General features: G+C 38.9%; 18 protein-coding genes. 7 read left to right on the forward strand and 11 right to left on the reverse strand.

Annotated features, from left to right (window positions below; translation table 11 throughout):
- Positions 1-565: 565 nt before the first annotated feature.
- The 3 genes from V7K69_RS32610 to V7K69_RS32620 all read left to right on the forward strand — a co-directional run bounded on the left by V7K69_RS32610 (position 566) and on the right by V7K69_RS32620 (position 4,875).
- Positions 566-1,048 carry an allophycocyanin gene (locus tag V7K69_RS32610; RefSeq protein WP_335042398.1) on the forward strand — a complete coding sequence of 161 codons (483 nt, stop codon included), beginning with the start codon at positions 566-568 and terminating at the stop codon, positions 1,046-1,048.
- 499 nt (positions 1,049-1,547) lie between these two features.
- The gene (locus tag V7K69_RS32615; RefSeq protein WP_335042400.1) at positions 1,548-1,997 is read left to right on the forward strand and encodes a pyridoxamine 5'-phosphate oxidase family protein; all 450 of its coding nucleotides are present in this window, start codon (positions 1,548-1,550) and stop codon (positions 1,995-1,997) included.
- Between the two features lie 100 nt (positions 1,998-2,097).
- A complete protein-coding gene (locus V7K69_RS32620; protein WP_335042402.1) occupies positions 2,098-4,875 on the forward strand; it encodes a cation-translocating P-type ATPase in 2,778 nt (925 codons plus the stop codon).
- 62 nt (positions 4,876-4,937) lie between these two features.
- Here V7K69_RS32620 and V7K69_RS32625 read toward each other — a convergent pair whose 3' ends face one another.
- From V7K69_RS32625 to V7K69_RS32635, 3 genes are read right to left on the reverse strand one after another with little or no spacing between them, the layout of a single operon-like run.
- Entirely contained in the window at positions 4,938-6,779 is a 1,842-nt protein-coding gene (locus V7K69_RS32625) for an AAA family ATPase (RefSeq protein WP_335042404.1), read from the reverse strand.
- Positions 6,780-6,825: 46 nt separating this feature from the next.
- Positions 6,826-8,730, reverse strand: a complete 1,905-nt coding sequence (locus tag V7K69_RS32630; protein ID WP_335042406.1) for an ArsA family ATPase — start codon at positions 8,728-8,730, stop codon at positions 6,826-6,828.
- A 40-nt stretch (positions 8,731-8,770) separates the two neighbouring features.
- Positions 8,771-9,454, reverse strand: coding sequence for a GvpL/GvpF family gas vesicle protein (locus V7K69_RS32635; RefSeq protein WP_335042408.1), 684 nt, complete (start codon positions 9,452-9,454; stop codon positions 8,771-8,773).
- Positions 9,455-9,613: 159 nt separating this feature from the next.
- Here V7K69_RS32635 and V7K69_RS32640 point away from each other — a divergent pair, with 159 nt between their 5' ends.
- Positions 9,614-9,934 carry a gas vesicle protein gene (locus tag V7K69_RS32640; RefSeq protein WP_335042410.1) on the forward strand — a complete coding sequence of 107 codons (321 nt, stop codon included), beginning with the start codon at positions 9,614-9,616 and terminating at the stop codon, positions 9,932-9,934.
- Between the two features lie 230 nt (positions 9,935-10,164).
- Here V7K69_RS32640 and V7K69_RS32645 read toward each other — a convergent pair whose 3' ends face one another.
- The 8 genes from V7K69_RS32645 to V7K69_RS32680 all read right to left on the reverse strand — a co-directional run bounded on the left by V7K69_RS32645 (position 10,165) and on the right by V7K69_RS32680 (position 16,136).
- Complete coding sequence (locus V7K69_RS32645) at positions 10,165-10,548, reverse strand: gas vesicle protein GvpG (RefSeq protein WP_335042413.1); 384 nt, start codon at positions 10,546-10,548, stop codon at positions 10,165-10,167.
- 11 nt (positions 10,549-10,559) lie between these two features.
- Positions 10,560-11,297: a GvpL/GvpF family gas vesicle protein gene (locus V7K69_RS32650; RefSeq protein WP_335042416.1), complete on the reverse strand. Its 738-nt coding sequence runs from the start codon at positions 11,295-11,297 to the stop codon at positions 10,560-10,562.
- 149 nt (positions 11,298-11,446) lie between these two features.
- On the reverse strand, positions 11,447-11,914 hold the full coding sequence (locus V7K69_RS32655) for a gas vesicle protein K (protein ID WP_335042492.1): 468 nt from the start codon (positions 11,912-11,914) through the stop codon (positions 11,447-11,449).
- A 189-nt stretch (positions 11,915-12,103) separates the two neighbouring features.
- On the reverse strand, positions 12,104-12,553 hold the full coding sequence (locus V7K69_RS32660; RefSeq protein ID WP_335042418.1) for a gas vesicle protein: 450 nt from the start codon (positions 12,551-12,553) through the stop codon (positions 12,104-12,106).
- The gene (gene gvpN, locus V7K69_RS32665; protein WP_335042420.1) at positions 12,550-13,803 is read right to left on the reverse strand and encodes a gas vesicle protein GvpN; all 1,254 of its coding nucleotides are present in this window, start codon (positions 13,801-13,803) and stop codon (positions 12,550-12,552) included. Before gvpN ends, V7K69_RS32660 begins: the two co-directional genes overlap by 4 nt.
- 735 nt (positions 13,804-14,538) lie before the next feature.
- Positions 14,539-14,754: a gas vesicle structural protein GvpA gene (gvpA, locus tag V7K69_RS32670; RefSeq protein WP_015080752.1), complete on the reverse strand. Its 216-nt coding sequence runs from the start codon at positions 14,752-14,754 to the stop codon at positions 14,539-14,541.
- Positions 14,755-15,361: 607 nt separating this feature from the next.
- Positions 15,362-15,559 (reverse strand): hypothetical protein, encoded by a 198-nt coding sequence (locus V7K69_RS32675; RefSeq protein ID WP_335042423.1) that lies wholly within the window; start codon positions 15,557-15,559, stop codon positions 15,362-15,364.
- A gap of 310 nt (positions 15,560-15,869) precedes the next feature.
- Entirely contained in the window at positions 15,870-16,136 is a 267-nt protein-coding gene (locus V7K69_RS32680; RefSeq protein WP_335042425.1) for a hypothetical protein, read from the reverse strand.
- A gap of 444 nt (positions 16,137-16,580) precedes the next feature.
- Here V7K69_RS32680 and gvpA (V7K69_RS32685) point away from each other — a divergent pair, with 444 nt between their 5' ends.
- From gvpA (V7K69_RS32685) to V7K69_RS32695, 3 genes are all read left to right on the forward strand, one after another.
- Complete coding sequence (gene gvpA / locus V7K69_RS32685) at positions 16,581-16,796, forward strand: gas vesicle structural protein GvpA (protein ID WP_015080752.1); 216 nt, start codon at positions 16,581-16,583, stop codon at positions 16,794-16,796.
- A 325-nt stretch (positions 16,797-17,121) separates the two neighbouring features.
- Positions 17,122-17,616 (forward strand): gas vesicle protein GvpC, encoded by a 495-nt coding sequence (gene gvpC / locus V7K69_RS32690; RefSeq protein ID WP_335042427.1) that lies wholly within the window; start codon positions 17,122-17,124, stop codon positions 17,614-17,616.
- 579 nt (positions 17,617-18,195) lie between these two features.
- Positions 18,196-18,441 carry a hypothetical protein gene (locus V7K69_RS32695; RefSeq protein ID WP_335042429.1) on the forward strand — a complete coding sequence of 82 codons (246 nt, stop codon included), beginning with the start codon at positions 18,196-18,198 and terminating at the stop codon, positions 18,439-18,441.
- The last annotated feature ends 247 nt before the right edge of the window (positions 18,442-18,688 follow it).

The following is an 18,688-nucleotide window of genomic DNA, read 5'->3' on the forward strand; positions in this document are numbered from 1 at the left end:
TGTTTAATACCTAAGATTATTCATACTTTTGCTAAGTCTCTGATTAACTCAGCCCTGCTGGGTCATTTTGCATGGCTTAGTCTAAACTCCAGTCACTAATTTGGTCAACGTAATTTTCCTAAGTAATTATCCCATAAAATCTCATTAGTTTGATATAATACGCTCTTTAAAATTCATTGCTCTACAAAGAAAGTACTTCATCTCTGAAATTTTTCTTAATTTTTATATTGTAATCAAACAAATAACCCGATAAATCAAACAACACTATGTCATGGTGTAGAAAATAAACCTCTTAACAAAGTATTGTTTGCCCATCTTGTAGAAAAAGATTAATGCTTCATCTACACAACTGAGTAATTTTTGACCTTCATAAAATCTGGAATATTAACTATGACATAAAAAGCTGCTTTAGAAAAAAAGCTTAAGCTCTATCGAGACACGGACTCAAATCTCTAAAAGAGAAGCAATTGAGGATGATAAATTGTCCAAGCTGCTCTTTTTTAGTTCAAGCTGTCAATAATTTAACCGTTTCATATACACGTAATTTAATTTCAGGAGTTTGTTAATGAGTATTATCACGAAGATGATTGTGAATGCAGATGCCGAAGTTCGCTATCTCAGTCCTGGAGAACTGGATCAGATCAAGAACTTTATTAGCAATGGTGAGCGCCGTCTACGCCTTGTGCAAGCTTTAACTTTAAGCCGCGATCGCATTATTAAAGAAGCTGGAAAGGAACTGTTCCACAAGCGTCCAAGCCTTGTTTCTCCAGGTGGCAATGCTTACGGCAAAGAGATGACTGCCACTTGTCTGCGGGATATGGATTACTACCTGCGCTTGATCACTTACAGTGTTGCTGCTGGAGATACAACGCCAATTGAGGAGATCGGAGTCGTTGGTGTTCGCCAAATGTACAAATCCCTCGGTACTCCAATTGATGGCGTTGCCGAAAGTGTCCGTGCTATGAAGAACATCGCTACCTCAATGTTGTCTGGGGAAGATGCAACTGTTGTTAACACTTACTTTGACTACCTAATTAGTGTTCTCTAGTAGATAACAGTAATCACTTAGAGAGCGATCGCTATCACCAAAGCTGAATTGCCTGTTTAATGTGCCAACAGTCATCATCTGCGATTGCGATCGCTCAACGGATTTTGGATCAAGTCCCGAATGGCACGCTTGAAAAGCTGAAACCGGGCTACGCCCCGCTACGCTAACGTTAGGGCAGGGTGTGGGAGGACGGGGAAGAAGTCTTATCCCCCACACTCCCCACACTCAAAATCTTGTTATATCAGGGCTTTGCGATCAACTTAGTGCCATTCGGTCAAGTCCCTAGAAATAAAGAACTAAGTCTTGAAAAGCAGTTATTTGCAGCATACTTTAGTATTGCCGTTTTTAAAAAACTATCAAAGAACTCATTTTATTTGGTTCTGTATATTTTTTGATGATTGCGTTCCCCTCAATGCTAACGATAAAACTAAGCAGAAAATGTTAACAAGACATTTGTCACTCGATTAATCAATTAAATAATTTATTCTGGAGAATGACCATGTTAGATATAGATGAAATGGGCAAAAAAGAGATACATGAACTCTTGCATAAAGTAGGATATGGGCACTTAGGTTGTGCTATTGAAGGACATCCCTATGTTGTACCTATGCGCTATTATTTTGAAGAGCCAAATATCTACATCTTTACTACGGTTGGGATGAAGACCAAGTATATGGATGCGAATCCTGAAGTCTGTTTGCAAGTTGAAGATGTCCAGAATCTCAAGCATTGGCGCAGCGTTACTGTGACAGGTATTGCCGAACACATCACTCTTGGGCAAGACATTGATCGCGTGATGCAATTTGTCAAAACCAACAATCCAACGCTTTCACCCGCGATTAATCGAACCTGGATTGATGCCTGGGGTCGTGCAGAGAAGATGGCACTCTACTGTATCCATCCTACTGAGATGACCGGGCGAACCACAGATGGAGTTAGCAGTCGGTAACTTTTGCATCGTTTATTTTACCTCACGACTTCCTCAAATTTGGTATTTAATATCAAGTTGAATTGCTCTGTTTTTATGTTTCATAGGAAAAAGCGGGATTATGGTTTCCACCGTCGATCTCAATACCGTGGATGGCTTATCTGAGCAAGAGGCGATCGCTCGGCTCAAACAGGATGGCTACAATGAACTCCCCTCAGCTGGCTCTGGCAGTATTTTATCGTTCGCTTGGGAAACCGTTCAAGATCCGATCTTCCTCTTGCTAGTCGGCGGGGGTATCATCTATTGGATTTTAGGCGATCTACAAGAAGCCCTGATTTTGCTGGGTTTCGTCTTCTTCATCACCGGGATTAGCCTTTACCAGGAAGGTAAGACCGAACACGCCCTAGAAGCCTTGCGCGATCTCTCCAGTCCTCGCGCCTTGGTAATTCGGGATGGAGAGCGAAAACGAATTGCGGGGCGAGAAGTCGTTCGGGGAGATGTCTTAGTTTTGGCAGAAGGCGATCGCGTACCTGCGGATGCAATGGTACTATCTTGCACAAATTTTTCAACCGATGAATCTTTATTAACCGGGGAATCCCTACCCGTTCGCAAAGTTGCCGCCGCCGGTACCGTGGAAATGGCACGTCCAGGGGGAGATGAGTTGCCCTTTGTCTATTCTGGAACCTTGGTAGTTCAGGGACAGGGAATTGCTCAAGTCCAAGCCGTGGGCGCTCAAACAGAGATGGGCAAGATTGGCAACGCTTTGCAAAAAGTCAAACCGGAACCGACTCCCCTACAACAAGAAATGACTCGGTTGGTGAGCCGTTTGTTTGGTATCGCTTTATTATTGTGTGTAGCGATCATTGTTATTTATGGAATCACGCGAGGAGATTGGCTCAAAGGATTTCTCGCAGGTATTACCCTAGCGATGGCAATTTTGCCGAATGAATTTCCGGTTGTCGTGACGATTTTCTTAGCCTTGGGAGCTTGGCGAATTTCTCAGAAACACGTCTTAGCTCGTCGCGCTTCCGCCGTGGAAACCTTGGGTTCGGCAAGGGTTCTGTGTGTGGATAAAACCGGGACGCTGACGCTGAATCAGATGGCAGTGCAACAGCTATTTGCATACAACCATGCAGAAAACCCTCACCCATATAATTTGGAATTGCATTTACACGAGTCTCTCCCCGAAACAGTTCATGAATTAGTGGAGTTTTCCATTCTGGCGAGTCAGAGAGATCCCTTTGATCCAATGGAGAAAGCATTTAAGGAATTGGGCGATCGCTATCTGGCACATACTGAACATCTGCATAACGATTGGATACTGTTACGAGAATATCCCCTCTCACCGCATTTATTGGCAATGTCTCACGTTTGGCAGTCCGCCGATGGTAAGCAGTATGAAATTGCAGCGAAAGGAGCGCCCGAAGCGATCGCGGATCTCTGTCATTTCACGCCCCAACAGCAGAAAATTATGGCAGCCCAAATCAGTGAAATGGCAAATCAAGGATTGCGTGTGTTAGGCGTTGCCAAAGCCTCTCTTGTTGATGCGCCACCGCCATTTTTACCGCCTCATCCGTCCCTTAATCCTAATCATTTACCCGATGAGCAACATGACTTTCCTTTTCAATTTATCGGCTTAGTGGGACTGTCTGATCCAGTGCGTCCCAACGTTGCGGCGGCGATTCAAGAATGTTATACCGCCGGGATTCGAGTAGTCATGATTACGGGTGATTATCCCGGAACGGCTCAAACTATTGCTCGTCAGATTGGATTGATGCAAATGGGAGCCATTCTGACGGGAGCGGAATTGGATCTGATGAGTGACGCTGAACTAGAACAACGTATTCAAAGTACAAATATCTTTGCACGAGCCGTTCCCGAACAAAAATTGCGCTTAGTTAATGCTTTGAAAGCCAAGGGTGAAGTCGTTGCCATGACTGGGGATGGTGTGAATGATGCCCCGGCTCTCAAATCTGCCCAAATCGGGATTGCGATGGGACAGCGAGGCACAGATGTTGCCCGTGAGTCGGCGGCCTTAGTGTTATTGGATGATGATTTTTCGTCCATTGTGCAAGCAGTGAAACTGGGACGGCGAATTTTTGATAATCTCCGTAAAGCAATGGCATATCTGCTAGCGATTCACATCCCGATCGCTGGTATGTCTTTGATTCCAGTGTTGTTTAAGCTGCCGTTAGTATTACTTCCCGTTCACGTTGCCTTTCTGCATTTGATTATTGATCCAGCTTGCTCCATCGTTTTAGAAGCCAAACCCGCAGAAGCAACAGTGATGCAGCGTCCTCCTCGCCACCCCAAAGAACCATTATTTGGTAGGAAAACTTTGGGTTTGGCAGTGCTGCAAGGGGTGGGAATTTTGGTAATTGTTCTCGCCATCTTTGTGGTGGCGTTATATCGCAAACAAGGCGAACTTGATGCCCGTGCTTTAACGTTTACAGCGTTGATTTTGGCAAATTTATTCCTAATTTTGAGCGAAAGTTCTTCATCACGCCTCAGTCTAAAAATCCTGAAATCTCCCAATAAGAGCCTGTCAAGAAACAACTTTTACAATTTATTATCTAGAAAGCTTACTGAGAAGGCATTTCTAGCTCAAAAGAGGCAAGGTTGTTACATGACAAGCTCTAAGGCTCTGTGGTGGGTGGTTGGTGGGGGACTGGTCTTTCTGGCGTTCGTGCTGTATGTTCCGTTCTTGCGTCAATTGTTTAGCTTTTCTTTTTTACATCCCATCGATCTAGCAATTTGTTTAGGGGGTGGAGCGATCGCTCTGCTTTGGTTTGAACAGTTAAAGTTTCTCAATCGACCCCAACGAGTTATTCAATCTAAATCAATAAAACCTATCCAAGAAAATCAAAGAGTCAGGAGTGATGCAAATAAGCATCCCTGACTCTTTACCCTTTAATCCATAACTATGAAACTCTGTACCCTGAGTGCCAGATTACCAAAAAGTTAATCCGAGCGCTGTTGTGTAAGAACTTGATAAGCATAGTTAAAATCATCAGTAGTGATCCTAATCAGAGCAGGGTCTGCCAATCCTTGAGAACGAAAACGACGAATTGCTTCTACCGCCGCTTGATTGCACAGTAAAGTTAAATCTGCACCATTCCAGTCTTGGCTCATCTCTGCCCAATAATTTAAATCTACATCTTCCAGGGGTCGTCCTTGACTATGGACTTTTAGAATTGCCAAGCGACTAGCTAAATCTGGTAAATCTACCTTCATTTGTAAATCCAAGCGTCCAGCTCGTAACAAAGCTGGGTCAAGGGTATCGGGCCGATTTGTCGCTCCAATCACTAAGATAGTGCTTCCCACTTCTATACCATCCAACTCAGTCAGTAATTGTCCGACGACGCGATCGCTAACTCCTGAATCACCATTGTAACTGCCGCGTGCCGGCGCTAAAGTATCAATTTCATCGATAAATACTACACAAGGCTCCGCTTGACGCGCCTTAGCAAATAATTCCCGCACAGCCTGTTCGCTGGCTCCTACCCAACGGGTGAGTAATTCCGGGCCGTTGACACTGATAAAATTAGCTTTTGCTTGGGAAGCGACAGCTTTAGCCAATAAAGTTTTTCCTGTCCCCGGTGGTCCCCATAGTAAAATTCCCTTTGGCGCTAATGCTTTAGTTTGTAGGTAAAGTTCTGGATATAGTAGCGCTCCTTCCACTGATTCCCGTAGAGTTTCCTTAATCTTATCCAAACCGCCAATATCTTCCCAGGCGATATGGGGAACTTCCACTTCCACACTCCGCAACACAGCCGGTTTAATTTCTTTGAGTCCTTGCAAAAAGTCGGCTTGATTAACCGACATATTTTCGGGAATTTGTCCCTCAATCGAAGGAATTTGACGGCGCAAAGCTGTATAAGCCGCTTTTTGACAAACAGCTTTCAAGTCGGCTCCCACAAATCCCACAGCCCCTTCAGCGATGACATCTAGATTAACCGTGTCATCCAAAGGCATTGAACGGGTGAGAATTTCTAGAATATCTCTGCGTCCTTTACCATCTGGAATCCGAAACTGGACTTCCCGGTCAAATCGTCCAGGACGACGCAAAGCTGGGTCAAGATGGTCTGGGCGGTTCGTGGCAGCCAGAACAATCACACCTTGAGTGTGAGAAAAACCATCCATCAATCCCAACAGTTGAGCCACAACACGTTTTTCCACTTCACCTTCTACAGAATTACGGTCTGGAGCGAGGCTATCAATTTCATCAATGAAGATAATACAAGGAGCATTCTTAGCAGCTTTCTCAAAGATGCCGCGCAGTCTTTGCTCGGCTTCACCGTAGTATTTGCCGATGATTTCCGGCCCCACAATAGCAATGTAATTAACGCCGAGTTCTTCAGCTAAAGCACGCGCAGTCAGGGTTTTTCCAGTACCAGGAGGGCCAACTAAAAGTACACCCCTAGTTGGTTCTAAACCTAGTTTAGCCAGTAGGTCAGGACGTTTTAAGGGAATAGCGATGAGTTCTTTGAGTTCTTTGAGAATCTCATTCAGCCCCCCGATATCTTTCAAGGCATTACCAGAAGGGGCATCAGGTGGTACAACAATGTCCGGTGCAGCTCCATTCCCAGCATCAGAATTAGGAGAGGGTTGGGTACGGATACGACTTGTGCCAATATCATTAGGCATATTATTAGGACGCGGTATATTCCCAGACCGAGGAATATTACTCACAGAACGGGAGTTAATCTGAAAATCTGTCTTAATTTCTCCCTTATCTACTTTTTCTTCTAAAGTCTTCACTAATTCAATTAACTGTTCGAATCCCTTGAATAAATCACTCATAAATTACTCCAAAAATCTCAAAACTTCTACTTTAGCTCCGCCCAATTTATCTTTTATTTACAGTTAATTCCCCAACTTCAAATAAAAGATTTGCCGCTCCTTGAATCCTGGCTATAGGCTCCACAGAACGTGGTAAACCAGGTAAGCGAATCATAGTTTGCTTGGGAAATAAACTGCCATCAATTTCTACTTCTTTGCTGTAGCGATTCTGAACTACATAACGCTGTTCCACCCCCATATTTTTTAGAGACTCTGTTAAACGAATGTGTTCAGATACAATTGCAACTTCTGACTGAATCACCCCAATAAATTGAGTGTGCTGTGGATTTTTCAACTTTTTTTGTGCTTGGACAACTTGTTGGCGTAAATGCCGTAATCGTCCAATAAAATCAACTCTACCCAAAACATCTTGATATTTTATCCACAATTTAAATATCCAAGATAACCAATCACCTAAAGCGGATGGCATTTCTAAAAATCGCAGAAGATGACCTGTTGGTGCTGTATCTAAAATAATTAAATCCTGCTGTTTACTGTCCAATAAATCCATCACAGTAATTAGAGCTAGCATCTCATCAATGCCTGGTAAAGCTTGAGACATAATCTGCCGCCATGCCTCAGGGACATAAGCAACATTGATAGTTGCCTCTGTTTCTGAACTTTCACCACTAATCATATCCGCTAATTCCCATAAATAATCTACGCGGAATTGCTCTAAAAGCCGATTAGCATCAATTTCTTGCCCGCTTAAATTAGATGCTAAAGATATAGATTCATGCCCTAGATTTATTCCAAAAGCGTCTCCTAAAGAATGGGCTGGATCTATAGAAATTACCCGAATATTTTTATCTGGATGTTGTTGAGAAGAAGCCCAAGCTATAGCGGCTGCTACCGTCGTTTTACCGACACCTCCTTTACCACCAACAATAATTAATTGGCATCCTTCATCAAGAAAATCATGGAAGCTAGGTAAAACTTTAGCAGGCCATTGAATAATTGGTGTTGGCGCAAGTTCAACACTTTGAGTTTGCTGAATTTGGGATGCTAGAGAATCTAATGCCACCCCACCCAAGGGTTCTACTCTCTGCTGTGGTAAGGTAAAAACAGGATGATTGGGGGTAAGTTTTAAGTATTTATTGAGAAGATTTTGCTGTTCGGCATAACGGTCTGGTTCTAGCTCCGAATTTAGCAAAATTCGATTAATGAATAATCCGGCGTAAGGAACTTCTAAATGTTCTAAACTTTTTAAAAAGCGCTCAGTTTCTAAAAAGCACATTGGTTCCGAAATACCAACTACCAAACAACCCGTAAATTTTTCATCTTGGAGTAAACGTCTACCTTCTGCTAACTCGCTTTTCATGTCCACTAAGAAGTTATCGACTTCATCAGCCGTATAACTGCCTGAAAAAGTTTTGGTGATTACCCGATGTTTTTCTTGAAACAATTCTAAGGAATTTAAAATAACATCTAAAAAATCTTTTAAGCCTAATAAATTCAAGGTATGGCCAGAAGGAGCCATGTCTATAACTACACGATCTACTTCTTTGTCAGCCAGCAAACGTTCAATTTCTAGCAACCCCATTAATTCATTTAAACCAGGCCAGTTTAAATCCCATACTGGTGCTAAATCGCCTCCGTCAGCTAAACTGCCGCGCTCTACCAATATTTCTAAAAAGTGGCTATATTTGGCTTTAAATTCCAACAACAATTTTTGAGCATCCAGTGCCTGAACACTCAAGTTAGGCAAATCTGTTAATGGTAAAGCAATATCTTTAACTTCTGATTGCAATACATCACCTAAAGAGTGTGCCGGATCTGTAGAAATTAACAGAATTTTTTCTTCTGGAAACTTTCTTGCCCAATAACGCGCAAAACTGCAAGAAATGGTAGTTTTACCAACTCCACCTTTGCCGCTAAACATAACTAGATGTAAGGAATCGTAGTGGTTCATAATTAAATAGTCTTTGGAAAAGTAAAGTTGTTGGTACTAATTAAATAAAGTCATAAGGGGGAAGAGGTTCTCCCAAGATTAAATTCCAATGAGGACATTTTTCTCGCAAAGTTGACACTTGTTCTAAAAGTAAAGCTTTATCATGGCGATCAACTAAAATATGAAGCCGCACTTCTTCTTCATGATGTTGAACGATCGCAGATGATTGATAGATTTGTGTAATTAAATTAATCAATTCATCTTTTTCATCATTTTGGGAAGCAAGAAAGCTTTTTTGATGTTCATAATGTTGTTTTTTTGCCAAAAAATAATCTCTACCATTTTTCCCAGATGGCGTTGCAATCTCTTCAAACTTATGGGGAATAGCCTTTAATGTATATTCGTTTTTTCCCTGAATGCTATTGAGTTTATCTTGATATTCCTGAGCATGGGAATCTATATGGTTGAGTAAAGTATTTTCGGAAGTAAAACAAGTGCCAAAACGTAAAGGTAAAACTGTGATCTGACGATATAGTTCGCAAAGAACACGATCGTGGGCTAAAACCATTTTGATGACTTGCTCATCGTTATTTTGGATTAACTCTAAAGATATTTCAGGTTCTACAATAGCTGAGATATTCTTTCCCTTAATCAAGGATAATTCACCAATATTGCCAGATGGCAAATCTAAAGGAAAATCAGGAGTATTCAGAAATGCGTAAGTGTATAAGTTTTGCGATAGCATTATTTTACCCAAGTAAAAATTAAAAACCTAAACATTGTTTAACCATGCTATATAAAACAATCATCTTGGCATAAAAATAAGAAAAGTGCTGGATTTTATTAAACTATTTACATTCTTAAAATCTTAGTTATAATACTATCAAATATTCAGATAAATACCATGAGAAAAGTACGTAATCAAGGAATAATCAGACCTAAAATTAGCACAATGCCTCGCAATCAATCTGAGGCATCTAATCAATTGGAACTTTACAAATTGATAACAGAAAAACAAAGAATCAAGCAAGAATTGGCTTTTATTGAGCAGCGAACAGTTTTACTTAAGCAACGTCTCTCTACACTCCAAGTTCAGATAGATACAACAGAGAAAAATATTAAGCATTTACGTAGTTCTGAGTCAGAAGTACAAGTTCCTCCGGTCGCGCGTCCAAAAATTTTCTTTGAAACTCAAAACTACCAAGCTTTTGACATTGAATACTAAACTCTGAAGTCCCGAAAAACTAGTTTAGAATAAGAAGATAGAATAAACGATTAACCCGCTTTCGCGGGTTATTAATTGTTTATTTTTCTGAGTTAACTAGCTTGGATTAAATAAATCAACTTTTGGAGTCAGAAACTTAGTACTCAATACTGGTTAAAAGGCTAATTTATAACCTGTAACTTCTAGTTTTTCATTTGTTACAGGTGTATGTAGTTCATGATCACTACTTATTATGGCGATAAAACTAAATTCTCATTGCTTTCATATTCTTTTACAAATATGCTTTGCTGTTGGTTAAGTTCATCTTCTTCAGATACATCTATAAACTCAGATTGCACTGGATAATATTCATCTTCTTCTGACTCTGCATTTAGGAGAGACTCTTCTTCTAATTCCAAAGCTTGAATTTTCAAGAGAAGCTCTTCTTCTTGAGCATCAAATTCCTCTTCAGAAACTTCGCCCATATCAAATTCTAATTGCAGACTTAATAATTGTTTATGCAGATTTTCTTGAGCATCAAATTCAGTATTAGTACGCTCTTGAATTTGTTCTCCAATCCACATAAGTCCATTAATTGGGCCCAAGAGTGGCAATAGTAATATTTTACCTAGCATAATATTGACTCCTATGAAGAAATTTGAGCAAATGTATAAGGTGCAGTAAAATTGTTGTAGCGAATACGTAAGCGATCGCCAAATTTTTTATCAATCGCTTCGACTTTTTCGCTGAATATAGATTCGTTTTCCCAAGGAATTAAAAAAGCAACGTTATAAATCATCTCTTCTGTCATTGGATCACCTTCAATAATTTCATCTGCCAAGGGTTTTAGCTCATCAAAAAACACTTGAATTATGGCCTCTTTGCGGCTAGCTAAATTACTTTCAATTAATTGTCCAATATGAATCACCTCCTCCATACTTAATGCCTTTCCTTCCATTTGCTCTCGCTTCTGCTTTAGACTCTGATCGGACTCCATCATTGCTTGTAATTCAGATTTGGAGTCCCAAAAAATCTTAACGCTGACTTCTCGTCGTCCGGCTAATTTTTTAAATAGCTCTTGTAACTGCTCTTTATATGGTTGAAGCAGTTGTGTAACTACTGTTTCCATATTTTTCACAACTAATCCAAAACGCAAAGGCAGTAAAGTTCTAAATCCAGCGTGCATAGCTTGTTCTAGCACCTTTTCATGGCTGATTAAATTTCGCCGAGAAGCCAAATATTTTTCCTGTTTTGCTTCTGAATATAAGAATGTAAATCCATCAATCATTTCACTATGTACAGGTTGAGAATCCAATCCTTGAAGAATAACTGTTGCTGGAATTGGATCGGGGAAAATACCGTACAGATAAATACCAGAACTCATAATGTTAAAAACTACTCAAACTAAAGGAATGTTGGGGGCTTATGCAAGTGTCGTGGATTTCTCTATGAAGCTATCAATAGTCAATAGTTCAACTTAATTTGACTATTGACAACTTTTATTTTTCTTCTAGTGCGCCAGTTGTGTTGTAATTACGACGGTTTTGAAGTTAAAACTAACCGCAACTTAGCATGAATAAGATTGAGTTGAACTATACCTAAATCTATTTCACCGTCTACAACAATTCCGGTGTTTAAAAGACGGTCTAGTAGTTCCAATACAGAAGGTTGATTCCCAACCTGACCTGGATAATAAGATCCGGGTGAGGGCAAAAGATTACCAACCTCTCCTAAATTTATATTCAAGTCTGCTGGTTCAATCTCAAAAATATGACACAAGTTCAAAACTTGTTCTTCTAACTTTCGTAAGCTCTCACTTGCTTGTTCTAACTCAGATTCGCTGAGACAGTCTTGTTCCATGCGCCGAATTACTTGTGCTTCCATCAGCTGCCGTACTAGTTCCACCACAGTTAAGAGTAAAGGAGCTAAACCTGCTTTGCTGTTAGCTTTAGAAGTGGTAGGTAGCAAATCAGTAGACTTTTCAATTGGAGTACAAACCATTGTCATGATGCTATCTACCTTTTCTAAATTTATTTCATTCGATTCAATAGTTGAAGCTTTAGTCAAACCAGTTTAATACCAATTCCAAATTAAGAAAGTGAGATGTAATCTGGAGAAAGCATCTATTGCTTGATTTGAGAGAATTGGTAGAAATTGAATCTGGATTGCTTTGAGTTTTACAAAAATTTACTAAGCTTCAATTTGAGAATCATTGACCACTTTACTATTTACTTCATCCATTGTCTGCAAATCTTCTTGATTATTAGCTGCTAATGTAGCTTCATTTTTCAGACTTGCAGATGTAAGTAAACGTAGCTGGGTTTCTAGACCTTCTAGCCGTTGTTGAAGTTGTTGATTTTCTTCAACTAAACGTTGAGCTTTGCTACTGAGATAGGGATCGCTCTCCCACCAATTGATACCCATTTCACGCGCTTTATCAACTGAACAAATTAACAGACGAATCCGAATATGTATTAGCTCAGTTGAGGCAATAGATATAGATATATCACCAGCAATCACAATTCCTTTATCTAAGACTCTTTCGAGGATATCTGCCAGTGTGGAGCCTTGTGTAGATGTAGGAATTACTCGATTTGAGTTAGTTTGAGGACGTGTTGGGTGTAAGGGTGTAGTAGTCACGATTGATTCTGGCCTGCAACACTATATACACGGTTATTCTTGCTCACTAAGCCTTTTTCCTCTAAAGCATCGAGAGCATTGGTCACTGAGATTCGGGTAAGTTTGAATTCTTTTTGAATCACAGCTAATGCTGCACTTTTGCGTTGTTGTAAGTAATGATAAATTTCCTGCTCGAAAGCAATGGGACTATTTACAACTGGCTGTTCTGCTACTTCTGGGTGAAGAGTACTAAACTCAGAATCGATGATGGTTGGAAACCCACCTTCAGCTATAGCTTTGTTCGCCGTATCCATCGCATCTGTATCCTCTGGTGTGATACTATCTTGCGATTCCTCTACTGCCAGTACGCGTATATGGTTCAGTAATTCTAGGAAAATCGTTGTAGCTTCGCTAGCAGACCACTTTGTACGGTTGAACAGCACATCTGCACAAATTTCCCGAAAATCAGAATTTTCTGGTGATACCAAAATATTGTGTTCCGCACATACCTTAGCAATCATCAAGCAAGACCGCAATCCTGATGTCTTCTCTCCACCTGTACGTAAGCGAAATGCTTTAACCAACTGCACAATTAAGTGAGCGTCTGGTCTATTGATGCCTGTTTTATTCGCTAATATCTCAATTTGAGTTAGCTCATCTGGTTCTGGCATATTAATAGTTACCAACCTATCCATTAAAGCATCCTGAGTGGAATGCACTCCGCAGTACTCTTCTGGATTGGAGGTGAAAATAGCCCGAAATTGGGGATGAACGTGCAGGTATTCTGGCTGATTACTACTAGGAGGAAGAGTCAGAATCTTTTCTTCTAAAGCAGAGAGCAAAACGTTATTCACTTCTGGTCGTGAACGGTTAAATTCGTCGTAGACCAAGGTTAAGCCTTCTCGACAAGCTAAAGTTAGTCTAGAATCAACCCAATTCTGTTTAAATTCGTCTTCGACTTTGAGAACACTGTGAATGTAATTGTCCAGTAACTTTTTATGGGTGTAACCCGATTCACTACCAATCAAATCAGAACTTTTAAATTCATCATCTCCAAAAATCAACATAATTGGTCTTTCTAGACAGTTAGCCAGGTGCATAGCTAAGGTTGTTTTGCCTGTACCAGCTGGCCCGCGTAAGTGAATAGCAAACCCTGAAGCGAGATAACGCAACGCCCGAATTGCTACCTGCTCAATCGCAGGTGTAATGACAAATTGCCCAGGACGGACACGAAGGACAGCTCTTTTGTTGTTATTTGCAGTGATAGTCATAGATTACGATGATGAAAAATAGCTTTTCGAGACCTAAAAAGTTAGAGTCAGATCCTTAGATTGCAATTTGTAACTTGATATGCTATCCTAAACATAGATATTATCAATACAAAAGTTAACTCTTGTAAATTGCAAAAAGCAAACCAAGAAAATAACCTTCATTTTTGATAACGTCTTTGCACTAAGTTAATAGATAGGATAAGATATAAGAATTTTTACACTAAAACTCATTGTTGAATTTGCCTCCTTTTCTGACCAGTTATTTAACTGTAAGATTAGGGGGTTTTACTATTTAGTCTAGTTTGCTAACAGATTACCAAGTCTCTAAAATAAATCTACATCTACTGATGGTTAGCAGAAAGCAGGGGACAATGGATCTATTGTCAGAATTTAGAGAAAGGGCATTAACCTTCTTGGTAAGAGCGTTAACTAAGAACTAAATGTGCCAAAAATGCTAGCAAACAATATGATGAAAATCGTTAATAAACTACATTAACTGGACAATTAATATCCAGCTAATGTAGCTTAAATCTGCTTTTGACATATTATCCTTAGATAAATCTAGATTAAGAAGTATCAAGATAATTGACAAAGAACAGAATACCAATCAAAATTACTTTTACTGAGTCTGTGTGAAGTTCTGCAAGAGTAGACATCAAGGGGATTTGGTGCAACTGACTTCGCCAAGAAACAGTATTAAGTAGTAATTTTGATTTGATGACATCTACTTAAGAATTAAGCAGGAACAGCAGCTGATTGTGTTAGACCAACAGCTTCAGCATATTTCAGGTAGGTTTCAACGGAAGCAATAACGATACGAGCTTCGATTGCAAGTAGTTCAATACCAACTAGGGAAACACGTACCCAAGCATCGATAACGATACCTTTATCTAAGATACGGTCAATAACTTCTGCCAAACTTGAAGAAGAATTAGTTTTTTCGACTGCCATGATTTTAGACCTTAACTCATTGTTGATTTTTAGTATTAGCAAGGCATCTGCCATCGCTCACTACTGAATCAAATTAAACATACGTTTTCAGGAATGTAAAGAGTTTATCTTTGTAAAAAATGCTAAAAGTCTCATGAATCAAGAGTGGATGAGAGCGTTGATGTTGAGTTTGTGTTGATTTTAAAGAGGAGTTGAATTCGAATGTAAGCTTTCATATTTAACCTCGTTTGTTTTGTAATTTTTCACGTAATTTTTCTAAGTTTGTCAGTTTTAAAAATTATTTTTCGCAAATATATTTATTTGAAACAAAACTATATTTGCAAAATCTTACTCTAAGTAAATACACAGGGATTTTTTATGTTTTTTGTTAAATTACGTAAGATTACAGTTATTCAAACTTTTGGGAGATAACATAGAATATTTTCAACAGTTATCTTGAGACAAAAATCAGTATCTGCGTCGATAAATCTTTATAGGAAGAAAAATTTACCATTTCGATTCACAATTCAAGGGCTACGAATAAGTAATTGTTCAAGGCATCATACTGGAAATAGATAACGTACTTTTCCGTAAGCAGAAATACAATTCACATGGAGAGCCAGAAAATTTACTTAGCTTCTTTACGATCGCAATACGATGTAATACTTATCAGATAAGGATTTTTCACCTCCCTTGTGGTTTGAGAAAAGGTTCCCATCGCCTTTATTTCGTTAGCTACCTCGACTAACTTTTGGCGATCGCGTCGCGTGCTACCAATATCAGTCACTTGATGCCGATTTTCGCTAGTTCGCTTGTCCAATCCCACGCGAGGCCCCTGTAATCAGAGAGATAGATAGAAAAACACATGGAAGCGACGCAACCTTCCGTTTATATGATGACTTGCTCTTATTACTAAGTCACTCGAAAGCTTGGGCAGAGATCAGATAGTTGAAGGAGGCAGGAGACAGAAATAACAAATGAGTAGGGGATTCGACTCCTACTCATTATCTAGCTTGTGCTTAATTTTAGTTTTAGTTTTATCTCTGGCAAGGCTTTACACAACCTACCAAGGACAACAAGTGATTGCTTCTGGTTTTTGTAGTTCACAGTTTTACAACCGTGCGATGCCCTTTGAATCAACCTTTTTGAACTCGCTGTTCAAATTCCTCACGAGTTTTTTCAACTATACCTAGAGAAGATAGATAGATATCTTCATGTTCCTGTTTCAACCAGTTTAAAAGACGAGCCATTTGAGCATTTCTTAAATCCAGGTCTGCCTGAAAAATAATTGAAGTTGCCATTACTTGAGCATATTGAAGTGGATGACCTTGATCTACTAATTGAGCAATTAAGCCTGCTAATGCTTCCTGACCTATTGCATTAGAAGTAGCTTCTATAGACATGATTTTCGTCCTAAGATAATTGTTAAAAAATATTCTATGTTATCTCCCAAAGGTTTTAGTAACTGTAATTTTACGTAACTTAGTAAAAAAGGAAGTTAAAAATAGGTGTGCATTTACTTATCCAATTATTGCTCAAATATAGTCTGATTTCAAATAAATATATTTGCGAAAAATAATTTTTAAAACTGAAAAAATTACGTAAAAAATTACAAAACAAACAAAGTTAAATATGAAAGCTTACATTCGAATTCAACTCCTCTTTAAAATCAACACAAACTCAACATCAACGCTCTCATCCACTCTTGATTCATGAGACTTTTAGCATTTTTTACAAAGATAAACTCTTTACATTCCTGAAAACGTATGTTTAATTTGATTCAGTAGTGAGCGATGGCAGATGCCTTGCTAATACTAAAAATCAACAATGAGTTAAGGTCTAAAATCATGGCAGTCGAAAAAACTAATTCTTCTTCAAGTTTGGCAGAAGTTATTGACCGTATCTTAGATAAAGGTATCGTTATCGATGCTTGGGTACGTGTTTCCCTAGTTGGTATTGAACTACTTGCAATCGAAGCTCGTATCGTTATTGCTTCCGTTGAAACCTACCTCAAATATGCTGAAGCTGTTGGTCTAACACAATCTGCTGCTGTACCTGCTTAATTCTTAAGTAGATGTCATCAAATCAAAATTACTACTTAATACTGTTTCTTGGCGAAGTCAGTTGCACCAAATCCCCTTGATGTCTCCTCTTGTTGTGTTTTTTACAATTCCTTGTTATTTGATTGCACATTAGCGGAACTTCACACAGACTCAGTAGAAGTAATTTTGATTGAAATTCTGTTCTTTGTCGATTATCTTGATACTTCTCAATCCAGATTTATCTAAGGATAATATGTCAAAAGCAGATTTAAGCTACATTATCTGGATATTAATTGTCCAGTTAATGTAGTTTATTAACGATTTTCATCATATTGCGGAGAACCTCATGACGGCTTTAATGGAAAAAATCCGGCAAGAGCATCGGTCGATAGCTGAGGAAGTAACTCAACTATTTAGAGAGACTCATGAATTCTTGTCCGCTACAACTGCAAATAGACAAGAGCAAGCCACAAAGCAAGCCCAAGACCTGCATAAGTTCCACCAAAACTTAGAGCAAACAACTCACCAGTTTCTCACCGAAACTGCTAAAGAAAGATTTGTTCAAGCAAAAGCACAAGCAAGCTTTTTGCATGAGTTCTACCAAGACCTTGAGCAAACAACCCACGAGTTTCTCGCAGAAACTGCTAAAGAAAGGTTTGTTAAAGCAAAAGCACAAGCAAACTTTTTGCATGAGTTCTACCAAGACCTTGAGCAAACAACCCACGAGTTTCTCGCAGAAACTGCAAAGAACAGAACTGAGCAAGCCAATGCACAAAGGCAATATCTGCATCAATTCCGTCAGGATTTGTTTGCTAGCATTTTTGGCACATTTAGTTCTTAGTCAACCGTCTTCCTTCCCAAAAAGGTTAATGCCCTTTCTCTAAATCCTGACAATAGATTATTGTCTCCTGCTCCCTGCTAACTATCTGTAGATGTAGATTTATTTTAGAGAATTGGTAATCTGTTGAGAAACTAGACTAAATAGTAAAACCCCCTAATCTTACAGTTAAACAACTGGTCAGAAAAGGGGGCAAATTCAACAATGAATTTTAGTATATAAATTTTGATATCTTATCCTATTTATTAATTTTCTATCGCAACGTTATCGATGCTGAAAGTTTTTTCTTTAGTTTAGTTTTTTAATTAATTTGAATTAATTTTTAGACTTTTAGTTTATGTATCTAGCATAGCATATCAATTTAAAAATTGCAATATTAGGGGTTTAATTTTTAGCTTTAAAAAAGCTATTTTTAATCATCGTAATCGATGAATATCACTGCAAATCACAACAAAAGAGCTGTTTTTCATTTATAGCAAATAACTAATAAATTTTAAAATTCTGAATTTTTCGTTTTTGTTGTGAACCTTACTCATTAATTCAAAAATTGTCCATTTACTTAAATTTGAGTTATAAGTCAAAATGAAACGTCAAATGTGTTGGTATTTGCCGCATCCATTTAATCAGAAAATCCTTCACCTGCGTTTATCTCCTCAAGCTCCTTGGCAACCATATACAAGTTTTCCTGAATATTGCTGTCCAGATTATGAAATTAAAGGTGGCTCAAAGGGGTATCACACTATGCAAGTTCTTTTAGCTCAAGGTTGGGAGTTAGTACCATCCAACTTTGGTACTTCCTTATCTGATTACTTACCCCTTGAAGCCTAGCGATTAACAGCAAGGCATTAAAGACTTTTTAATTTTTTCAGGTTTTAACATTACCCAATAATTGCATTCTTACACTAATTTTTTGTCTTTGAGCTAACAAGAATCTCTAAAGCAGAATTTGAAAACTTGTTTTTGCCTTCATATTTAAAGTAAGATATACCAGATCATAATTATTCATGGCCATCCCACAATAATTTTAAAATCATCCTGCGATCGCTATGAGTTAGGTAAGCTTTGAATGAAACGC

This window comes from Nostoc sp. (genome assembly GCF_036917775.1).
GTDB lineage: Bacteria > Cyanobacteriota > Cyanobacteriia > Cyanobacteriales > Nostocaceae > Nostoc.